The organism is Bacteroides cellulosilyticus DSM 14838 (genome assembly GCF_000158035.1).
Taxonomy (GTDB): domain Bacteria; phylum Bacteroidota; class Bacteroidia; order Bacteroidales; family Bacteroidaceae; genus Bacteroides; species Bacteroides cellulosilyticus.
Map to the genome: position 1 here is coordinate 834,600 of NZ_EQ973490.1, position 7,711 is coordinate 842,310.

The following is a 7,711-nucleotide window of genomic DNA, read 5'->3' on the forward strand; positions in this document are numbered from 1 at the left end:
TCGTTTTATTGACGAATATGTTTATAAATCTCGGTCAATACTTCCAATCGGGTTGTTTTTCCGGGAACAGCTCGGGGCTTAAACCCACATAATGTACTCCAGTCCTGCAACGTCTTTTCATCGACCGTTCCTTGCAAATCCGCATCCCATCCGGGCAAATACCCTCTCAATCCCATATATTGAGCCAAATGGAAACCAGTATTTTCCGGACGCAAGTCACGAAAGTAAATCAGCGTTGCTTTCTGGTCGATCAACAAATCCTGCAATATGGACATATCCACATCCTGAACAGCAACTTTACGGTCAATAGCCAGTGAAGCAGTGATACCTGCCGCCTGCCCCAATGCCATCCAACATGGCTCCATACGCAATGTGGAGAATCCGATATGCGAACCGGATACAGGTACAGGTAATAGCAGATTATCTACATTCCGGGGTAGAATCACACCCAAGGGCACCGTATACACTGCTGTAGGATAGCTGATGAATCCATCCAAATGTACTCTTCCGGCTTCCCGCTTTCTGGCAGCATGCGAATCGAGTGCATAATGGCTGGCTGTCACGCTACTGCCATGCAAAGGCGGGCGTTTGCCCGGTGCAGTGGGTAAAGCATCCTTAGCAGTAAAGAAGTAAACTCCTTCAAAGCGTCTTCCTTCACGTACATAGACCTGGCGGGGAAAATATTCATTATCCTGATATTCATCTTTAGCCAATCCCCATTCTAGCATTGCTTTACGGAAATGCTCCGGTAATTCCGGATCATTCTGGGCAAACCAGAATAAACCCAATGTATAATCTTTCAGACGTTTGGCAAACTTATCTCTCCACTCCCAGGAAGAAGTAGGCCAAGGCCAGTTCTCTTCCGGCAGATCAGTAGAGATAAATGCAGCATGCTGATTATTGCCATCTGTCTTCTGATTAGGCAGTTTCACGATACTGCTCAGTTTTCTGATTCCCCAACTGTCTCCTGGAAGTTTAGTCTGGTTACCGCCAGCGATATGACGACGGTTTTCTTCCATCATTTCATCGGTTACTTTCAGCATGGCCCGTTGAGTATTCTTTCCGGTCCATACATCTTCAATCAGTGAGACATATTCATTCCTGTTATACGATGCCGGCTTCGGAAAGAGGACACGATTATCAGGATCATTAGTCAGGCAAAGGCGATAGTTATATGCCTGGACTGCATTATCAGACTCTCCTGTGCTACCATTGGCGGGCAGACTTTTCCAGTATTCATAGGTTCTTCCTGCTCCGGGTTCTCCGAATTCGGCTTTGCTTTCCCTGCCTACGCGGAAAGGCACACCTGCCGCAGCACCCAGATCACCTTCATAAGTGGCATCCACAAAGATGTCACCCTGATAAAGTTCTTTCTCTCCATTCTCACGATTCAGTATACAGATGCTTTCAATGCGCCCGTTTCTGAGAGTGATATTCTGATCTTCAGCATCGAACTGCCGCATAAGAAGCACGGTAATCTTATCCTTATGTTCGTTCAGCATATCCTGATAGATAGAGGCTGCAACAGACGGTTCGAAATGAAAGCCGTCACTGCAATCCTTCAGCTGCTGAGAGTTCTTTCCATACCGTTCTGTATAATATTGCTTGATTCTGGAAGTAAACTCCATGAACAGACCGGTAGTTGCCTCCCGGGTAGCAATATCAGTAGCTCCCAGTCCGTTGGCCGGAAGTCCTCCAATATGTTGGGTACGTTCCAATATAACCGAGGTCTTGCCTTGCCTGGCCGCTGCAATCGCCGCCATTATGCCACCGGGATTACCGCCTACCACCACAATATCAAAATGATTTTGAGCGGATATCCCCCAACTGAGCAACAACAGAACAGTAAGAATATGGAATCTCTTCACGTTATTTTTTTATTTGAGTTTATACTTCTGAGTAGTTACATTCCAACCCTTCAATACCAGAACAGCTCCCTCAGTCAACTTTTCTTCCGCCGTTTCAATGGTGACAGTTTTCTTTTCACCCGGAACCAGAGAGAAAAAGTTATCCGAATAGAACGACGGACGTATCGGACTCATTTTGGAATTGAGGAATTGCAACTGATTAAAGAAAGCGATACCACCGGAGGTATTCTTCAATGTAATGTCTACGAAATAGCGACCGTCTGCCTGACGCGCTTTATAGGAGAGCTTCACATTAGCCGCTTTCAGCTTATTCAAGTCTTCAAATCCTGAAGATGCAGGACCGGTCAGAGTCTTACTGCCTTCATACTTATCATTTGATCTCCAATAGAAGTTGGAAGAAACGTCTTTACCCTTCTCATCTTTCAGCACCAGCTTGATAAAGTGAACCTGAGAGATGTTTTCAGGAAAACGGATGGTCAGTACATCATTGGCTACTCCATCTTCCGGAAGATTCACGGAAGCAGATTCTTCATATACCTTCCGGCTATTGATATCATATACCCGTGCTATCACTTTGTAATTATTAAAAGAGCGATAATAATCGTTCACCACAGATACTGTATTCTTCAGATAATCGAACTGGGCATGTAGTGGCTCCAATGAATTGGCTGTATGGTACAAAGAAGCAGTGGGTTCCAAAGACCAATCCCACATACGGGAAGATACCTGACGCATGGAGCAGTTATGATACCAAAACAAGAGTCCGGAACAGAAGCGATCACCATAATCCAACTTATTGTAATTCCACACTTCCCAGATACTCTTTGAGTTAATGGCACCCAACAGTTGTCCTTTCTGAGCAAACTCATCAATAGAGGATGACTTTCCATAGTTGTTCACCAAATCAGTATACATGGTAGTCATCAAGTGGAAACCATTTCCATCCAGGTAATCCCACACCTCTTTATTGATAGGCCAGAGGTCTTTTTCGTCCATCATCTCACGAAGAATCTCCACTGTGGGAAGTGTAGGCGCACCATACTCCGGATTGAAACCATCGACACGGCTTCCACGCGGAGATGCCGTATTTTCATAATGCTGCATCGGATTCACCTGCTTATACGGACTTCCATCATGCACTCCGGCACATTCTGACTGCATCTGATATCCTCGCGTACCGTCCAGTTTGTTCAATAATTCAGGGGTACCTGTAACTTCGGTACTTTCATTAGAGGCTACATAATAAGCCAGAGAAGGATGATTGCGGATACGTTTCACAGTAGATGCCACATTATCCAGATAATTGCCCTTATCGTTCGGATGGCGTGTATCACCCGTCATCCAGAATTCCTGCCATACCAGCAGTCCCATCTCATCACACAACTGGAAGAAATAATCGGATTCGGCAATGCCACCTCCCCACATGCGTAAGAGATTGACCCCCGACTGACGGCTATATCGCAGTTCGGCATACGTACGCTCGTCAGAAGTTCTCAACATAGCTTCCGGTATCCAGTTCGTTCCACGGATAAAGAGACGCTTGCCATTGACATAAAAGACACGTGACTTATCAGGCGTATTCGTATCGGAAGTAATCTCACGAATACCGAATTTTGTTTTAACCGAGTCGCAAACTACTCCATCGATGGATACGGTCATTTTCAACTCATACAGGTTTTGAGGACCTTTGTTCACAGGCCACCACAAACGAGGAGAGTTAATCACTAATTGAGGAAATTCATCCGGAGAAAAAGACAAGATTTTCTCTTCTCCACGCAAAACTTTAAGCTTTTTCTCGAAAGTTATATTTTCACCTGTAATCTCACCTCTTACCGTACAATTAATTCCGCTAAATCCGGTAGTAGGATTTACAACTTCCACAGAAATGAACTCACGTGCCTGGTCATAACCAGGTTTACGCAATTCGGATTTCACAAAAGGATGACGTAACGCCACTTTACCGGTAGCATAGAGAGAGATGTTTTTCCAGATCCCCGTATTACGGTCACGGATACCATCCATGAAAGTAAAATCCCAGCCTACGGTCATCAGCATAGTAGTGTTCAATCCGATATTTCCGTTCCCACCATTGTGGAACTCACCCACTGCACCCCAGGACTTGGGTTTGGCACTGCCGGGGACATCAACCGGATATACTTTTATAGCCAATGCGTTAGCCTTATCTATCTTCACAAAGTCAGTCACGTCAATATAATCCTGCATAAACATACCTTTAATAGTACTGAGCAGGTTTCCATTCACCCATACTTCGGCACGATAGTTGATACCATCCACTTGCAACCAGACATGTTTTCCTTCAAATGATTTGGGAACTGTAAATTCAGTCCGGAACCAGTAGGTATAAAAGTCACGACCGGTTTCAGAGATATCCGGTATTAATTTGGATTCGATCTTATTGTTGATTCCGTAATAAGGTTCCGGATATTTCCGGTTATGTACCAATGAATTCAGAACTGTACCGGGCACAATGGCAGGCAACCAGTTCGCGGTCGGGTAATCTGACAATGAAACCTTTTCTCCAGGATCTGCTACATCTCCTGCCTTTATCATTTTCCACTGATAGTCTCCATTATGGGTAATTTCCGAGTCGAGCCAGAGGCGTTCAGAGTCTCTGACATCATTTACTTTGGTTTGTCCGGTTACTACTGTCGAATAGGAAAACAACAGTACAACAAAGGTAAGGGCCTTCACCCAACTGCTTATGTTCATCTTATAAGTATAAATAGATTTTCGATATGAGATTATTAAAGTAATGCTATCTTATTCCTCCAGAAGTGCAACGGCACACCAGAGGTAAGGAGCTTGTCCATGATAATCACCTACATTTTGTTTGCGATCATAGTAATACTGTTTGTCGTTCTTCTTATTGGTACCTTCGCAAACAGATTTCACATTATCATTTTCATCTATGTATTTCACCATAGCCATCCATGCTTTGCGGGCAGCGGGTGCATATTCCTTGGCATCCAACCAGCCATTCTTCACTCCTTTAATGAAAGCAAAGGTAAACATGGCAGATCCTGAAGTTTCGAGCCAACAATCGGGATGATCCAGCAACTGATGCCACAAACCGTTTGAAGACTGATATTTCTTCAGGCTTTTCATCATGGTACGGTAACCGTGCAGAATACGTGGACGATATTCACTGTCTTCGGGCAAGCTGCTCAACAATTCAGCCATACCGGCAGCCATCCATCCATTACCTCTTCCCCAATAGAAAGGAACATCCGGAGCATGATAGAAAAGACCATTCGGACATTGCAGTTCGTCCAGATACATCACCATCTCTCTTGCAGCACGGTCTATATATTTACGATCACCGGTAACTCTGTAAGCCTGAGTCTGCACAATAGTAATCATGTACATATCGTCAATCCACAAACGGGTCTGCCAGGAATAACCTTTCTGGTCCCATTCTCTTTCTTTCGGTTTGGCGTTTGCAGGGAGTTGCCATTGAGTATCGGCATAAGGAAGGCCCAGATCCAGATAGCGTTGATCCTTTGTAATCTTATACAGTTCCAAAGGCAAGCTACCGAACATATTTACATCCACATGATTCATGATAGGCAATAAGGCCTTTTCTGTTGTGAACAGAAGCTCAAATCTGTTCTGCAAAAGCTTCACAAGCTCTTGATCATTGGTAAGTGCAGCAAACTTTAGCCCTCCATTCCAGGTAAAAGTCTCCGGATAACTAATCCACTTTCCAATATGAAGCATATGCTTTCCATCTACAAAATGATATGCAAGACGTTTACCGACTTCTTTAGGGGTATATCCCTCGGGAAAATCGGTCAATAAACTTGTTTGAGCGAATACGAACTGAAAAGGAAGTAAAAACAGCAATAATAACGACTTCTTACACATAAGGTTAATTCTTTATTTATTAGACATTAAGAAACACATAATTGTTATCATGGTATAATCTCTTATGAGACGGTTACAAAGATAGCGCACAGTATCTTCTCAATACGAAATAAGCATTCCAATAAATAGAAAAAACATCTCAAAATCGCATAAAAGCCACAATTTTATTCCAAATAAAGCCACTAAATATCAGTCATCAATGAATTTGTTCACTCCGCCATCTTGAGCTTGCTGAAAAATCCCATTTCTTTGCACAAGTTGCTTCTTACTTACTTTAGCCGGAGCGTCCGGAACATTCGGTACATGAGTTTAAACTTTCCCGGCAATCAGTTGTATAGACAGAACGTGCAGCATCTATATATCGGACGTATTGCATCTATATATCCAATGTGTTGCATCTATATATCCAATACGTTGTATCTATATATCCAACGCCACCGACATATAGATGCAAAACGAACAGAAAAAAGAAAGACGTTCAAGACTTCCAATGCCGATGATTTAACTCATACACCGGAAATTCCAGATGCTCCCCCTTTAGCCGGCAAAATCCTTCGGAAGTACCCCGAATTGCTTCAGGAAGCATTTAGAGAAATAAGAAGAAGAATTGAACCCGACCATATAACAGATTTCATTGATACGGCTCTCACCTTCTTTCAATAATTGGGCGGCACGCTTCAAACGTTCTATGCGTAAATACTCATTGGGACTCAAGTCTAATACTCCCTTCATCTTACGATAGAAACTGGAACGGCTCATATTCAGGCTCTCTGCCATATCATCCATACTGAATTCCTGGTTTGACAGGTTAGAAAGAATTATTTCGTTCAGCTTCTTGATAAATTCTTCATCAGCCTTAGTCAATGCCATTGTATTGACCGCAACAAAAGGAGATTTAGCAAAATCCCTGCGAAGTTTCTCCCGGTTATTTATCAGATTAGAAACCACAGCCAGGAGATATTCCGGTGAAAAAGGCTTTTCAATATAAGAGTCCGCTCCCAGTTCCATTCCTTCAATCTTAGACTGGATATTTGTCTTTGCAGTTAAAAGTATAATAGGAATATGGCTATAACCTACATTCGATTTTATAGTCTTGCAAAGTTCAAAACCATCCATCAACGGCATAACGACATCACTCACCACCAGATTTACGAAATTACTATCCAAAGCTTCCAAAGCCTCTTTACCATTGGTAGCAGTGATTACAGCATATTGAGACGATAACTGACGTTCGATGAAAGCGAGCATTTCCGGATTGTCTTCTACAACCAAAACCATATGTTTGCTTTCTTTCGAATGTTTCCCTTCCAATTTATCATCCGGATAGGATTCACCGGATGTTTCCGCTTGCAACTCTGCATCTTTATTCTCTACATCAGAATCCAGAGCTATGACCATATCCTGGGTGATAGGAAGTGTCAAGCGGAAAATGTTCGCTTCTTCTCCCTGAACCATGACCAAAGTGCCACGATGGAGCTCTGCCAACGAACGGGAAAGAGCCAAACCGATACCCGCACCTGTAGTAACCTTTCCCTCTTCCTTCTGGCTAAAACGGACAAAAGGCTGAAAGATTTCCTCTTTCATCTCATCAGGAATGATTACTCCGTCGTTCTTAGTCACCACATAGAAAGCCTGCTTTTCCTGATCTACTTCCAGCTTTATATGCATATAACTATCAGCATACTTCATCCCATTATTTAAAAGATTACTTATAATCTTCGTAAAAGCTTCACGGTTGACATGCGCACAGAAGTTTTCATCCGGCAACTCCAATGTAAAGTCGAGACCTTTCTGGCGCGAAAGGGAACTAAATCTCATATAAGTCTCTCTCAAAACATTAGTAATATCACATTTGGTAAAGTTCAAACTGTATCCCTGACTCTCTACCTTCCTGAAATCCAGAAGTTGATTCGTCAGGTTCAGCAACCTTTCCGTATTATGCTGCATGATGTTCAGAT

At 43.1% G+C, this 7,711-nt stretch carries 4 protein-coding genes; all 4 read right to left on the reverse strand.

Features of this window, described 5'->3' with window-relative positions:
* Window positions 1–5 precede the first annotated feature (5 nt).
* Window positions 6–1,868, reverse strand: coding sequence for an FAD-dependent oxidoreductase (locus tag BACCELL_RS07880; RefSeq protein ID WP_007211153.1), 1,863 nt, complete (start codon window positions 1,866–1,868; stop codon window positions 6–8).
* A 9-nt stretch (window positions 1,869–1,877) separates the two neighbouring features.
* The gene (locus BACCELL_RS07885; RefSeq protein ID WP_007211154.1) at window positions 1,878–4,598 is read right to left on the reverse strand and encodes a glycoside hydrolase family 2 protein; all 2,721 of its coding nucleotides are present in this window, start codon (window positions 4,596–4,598) and stop codon (window positions 1,878–1,880) included.
* A gap of 51 nt (window positions 4,599–4,649) precedes the next feature.
* Complete coding sequence (locus BACCELL_RS07890) at window positions 4,650–5,753, reverse strand: glycoside hydrolase family 88/105 protein (RefSeq protein WP_007211155.1); 1,104 nt, start codon at window positions 5,751–5,753, stop codon at window positions 4,650–4,652.
* Between the two features lie 537 nt (window positions 5,754–6,290).
* On the reverse strand, window positions 6,291–7,711 hold a 1,421-nt coding region (locus tag BACCELL_RS07895), incomplete at its 5' end, for a hybrid sensor histidine kinase/response regulator transcription factor (protein ID WP_044153496.1).

Bases quoted from the DNA above. Each gene is read 5' to 3' on its own strand.
- BACCELL_RS07885 (WP_007211154.1), bottom strand. From the start codon at position 4,598: ATGAACATAAGCAGTTGGGTGAAGGCCCTTACCTTTGTTGTACTGTTG.
- BACCELL_RS07890 (WP_007211155.1), bottom strand. From the start codon at position 5,753: ATGTGTAAGAAGTCGTTATTATTGCTGTTTTTACTTCCTTTTCAGTTC.